Origin of the sequence: Thermoflexus sp. (assembly GCF_025055495.1) — a bacterium.
Taxonomy (GTDB): domain Bacteria; phylum Chloroflexota; class Anaerolineae; order Thermoflexales; family Thermoflexaceae; genus Thermoflexus.
Map to the genome: position 1 here is coordinate 1 of NZ_JANWXB010000036.1, position 1,528 is coordinate 1,528.

Annotated in this window: 2 protein-coding genes; both read left to right on the forward strand. The window is 65.4% G+C overall.

The annotated features are described in order from the left end of the window. Positions 1-437 (forward strand): molybdopterin cofactor-binding domain-containing protein (locus NZM16_RS01310; protein WP_295477937.1); only part of this gene is annotated, 437 nt, incomplete at its 5' end. A 72-nt stretch (positions 438-509) separates the two neighbouring features. Next, positions 510-1,505, forward strand: a complete 996-nt coding sequence (locus NZM16_RS01315; RefSeq protein WP_295477940.1) for an XdhC family protein — start codon at positions 510-512, stop codon at positions 1,503-1,505. The last annotated feature ends 23 nt before the right edge of the window (positions 1,506-1,528 follow it).

Here is a 1,528-nt window from a genome sequence, read left to right on the forward strand (position 1 = left end):
TGGTGGACATCGATAAAGGGACCGGGCAGGTGAAGGTCCGCCGGTTTGTGGGCGTCGACGACTGCGGGACGGTGATCAACCCGATGATCGTGGAGGGGCAGATCCACGGGGGCCTTACGGAAGGCTTCGCCATCGCGTTTATGCAGGAGATCGCCTACGATGAGAACGGCAACTGTCTCTCCTCGAACTTCACGGAATATCTCGTCCCCACCGCGGTTGAGACCCCGCGCTGGGAGCTGGATCGCACGGTCACGCCGTCCCCGCATCATCCGATTGGGGCGAAGGGGGTCGGCGAGTCTGCCAATGTCGGCTCCCCCGCTGCTTTCGTGAACGCTGTAGTGGATGCTCTCTCCCATCTGGGAGTGCGCCACATCGACATGCCTATCACTCCGTGGAAGATCTGGAAGATCCTGCGGGACCACGGGATTACTGAATGAGGGATGTTTAGGGTAGTTGCTTCCCGGGATAGCAGGCGGCACCCTGGACAGAGGTCCATCGGGAGGTTTCAGATGAGCTGGCGCTTAAGCGGAGGAGTTCGGCTGGATGAGTTGATCCGGGATCTGGAGACGCGAGGGGAAGCCTTTGTGATCGCCACGGTGGTGCGTCGGCAGCCCCCAGTGTCGGCGCGGGTCGGGGATCGAGCGGTGATCACGGCGGATGGCCGGATCTACGGCTGGGTGGGTGGGGGTTGTGCCCACGAGCTGGTCCTTCAGGAGGCGCGGGCGGTGCTGACCACCCGCCGCCCTCACCTTCTGCGCATCACTCCGGAGGCGAGCGGCGAGGGTGTAGAGGAAGAGGCCCGAACGGTGGCCCCGATGGCCTGCCCCAGCCGGGGGGAGCTCGAGGTGTTCCTGGAACCCTGGGTCCGTGAGCCCCAGCTGTTGATTTTCGGGGAATCCCCGCTGGCCCGCGCTCTGGCGCTGTTCGGCCAGGCTCTGGGGTATGAGGTCACCCAGGTGGTTCGCGACGCGCCTTCCCTCCAAAGTCCAGGCGAGATCCGGATCGCGCGCCTGGAGGCGCTGCCGGGCTTTTCCCCCCAGGATGAGCTCTATGTGGTGGTGGCTTCCATGGGGCATTACGATGAGGAAGCCTTGGCGGCCGCCCTCCGCACTCCCGCCCGCTATATCGGCCTGGTGGCCAGCCGGCGTCGGGCCCAGGCGCTCCTGGATTTCCTGCGACAAGCCGGATGGTCGGAATCGGACCTTATGCGGATCCGGGCTCCTGCCGGGCTGGACCTGGGGGCTGTGACCCAGGAGGAGATCGCCCTCTCGGTGATGGCGGAGATCATGCAGGAGCGGCGACGGGCTATGGCTGAGCAGGTGGTCCCTCTGGAAGCTTCCCCGGCGCGGGCCCGCGACCCGATCTGCGGGATGGAGGTGGAGATCGCCACCGCTCGCTACTATACGGATTGGGAGGGGCAGCGCTTCTATTTCTGCTGCGCCGGATGTCGGCAGACCTTCCTAAGGGAGCCAGCCCGCTATACGTCGGTGGCGGTTCAGGGGTGAACGGGCAAGGCCGTCGTGAGGAC